This window comes from Mesorhizobium sp. WSM4809 (genome assembly GCF_055811655.1).
The window spans coordinates 1-1,289 of sequence record NZ_JBVVQW010000051.1; the positions used below are offsets into that span (position 1 = coordinate 1).

Sequence of the window (1,289 nt, forward strand, 5' to 3'; positions counted from 1 at the left end):
GGTTTTCCGGGCCTTTTCGGCCATCTCCTCGGAGAGGTCGATCCCGTCAATCAACTGGAAGCCGAGGCGTTTCAGTTCCACGCCAACGAGACCTGTTCCGCACCCAGCGTCCAAGATTGCGATGGCTGCTCGCTTATTGGCCAAATACGCTGTCTGCACAGTGCCCGCCAATTCCGCAACGATCGTCGGCCCGCAGTATCCATCGCGACCGACATCCAACTCGTAGGAATTGGCCCATCCGCGATAGAAGTGGACCAAGCTGCCGGCGTCGCCGTCGAGGGCATGGGAATCCTTGATGCGCTTTCGTGCCGCTTGCGCCAATGCCGTCTGCTGATCGAGCGTCATGACAGTTCCTCCATTTGGGGGCAGATGAGATGCGGCATCGTCAGCGGCGAAATGGCACCGGCTAGATGCACAAGCCGCTCACTGCTGTATTGCTGAGCATGGCTATCCGACCATGCGGAGGCGCCCACGCTCCAGGTGATAACGTCGTGGATCAAGACATCGCTCAGGCCCATGCCACGTCCAAGATCAAACGCCTCGTCAAGGATCAGGCGATTGACGTGGGTGAGCTCGTCGACCAGAGACTTGAGCAAGCGGATCTGGATGTCAGTGAGCGGGACGTCGTCGAGCGGGAACACATGCTCACGCTTGGGTTTGATCCTTCCGATATAATCGGTCAGGAATTCCTGGTCTTGCGGATGCGCGGGGTGGGCACCGTATTTGGATGGCGCGCGATAGCCCGGCACTTGCAGTCCAACGCCGAAGGCCACCTCCGCCAGCGCGACGACTTGCAGATGGCTGCCGTGTCGGTTGAACTTCCGTCCCGCCTCGCTATAGCGCTTTTCGATCGCGCGCCCGATCGGCAATTCTACGCCGAGTTCGTCCGCCAGTTGGACCGTCAAGCCCATATCCTTCACCGCGATCTCCAGAGTGCACGAGCGATCGTAGCTGCCATCCAGGAGAAACGGGACGAATTGCTCGATTGCAACGGAGTTTGCGGACGACGCGACAAACTTATGCCACGCCTGCTGCGCTGGAACGCCCTCTCGCACGCTTTGGCAGAGCGCGTGGCCGCTCGCCACGGCTGCCGTATAGAAGAGTAGGTTCGTCAGTAGTTTGGCTGACTGGCCCTGACCGATGTCTCCGACATGGAAGGAGACAGCTCCGATGGTTTGCAACACCCTCTCAGAACGCACATAGGCTTCGGATGGCCCGCCGACGAAGAAGCTGACATTGGCGAAATCGACCCCCATGTGGGACAAGTTGCTCGCGGGTGCTTCTAGCGA

Annotated in this window: 2 protein-coding genes; both read right to left on the reverse strand. The window is 59.7% G+C overall.

Going from position 1 to position 1,289, the window contains the following annotated elements:
• Positions 1-345, reverse strand: a 345-nt coding sequence (locus AC0L24_RS33770) for a methyltransferase domain-containing protein (RefSeq protein WP_473565071.1), incomplete at its 3' end; no start/stop codon positions are given.
• A partial coding sequence (locus tag AC0L24_RS33775; RefSeq protein WP_473565073.1) for an NAD-binding protein occupies positions 342-1,289 on the reverse strand: 948 nt, incomplete at its 5' end. The genes AC0L24_RS33775 and AC0L24_RS33770, both read right to left, overlap by 4 nt.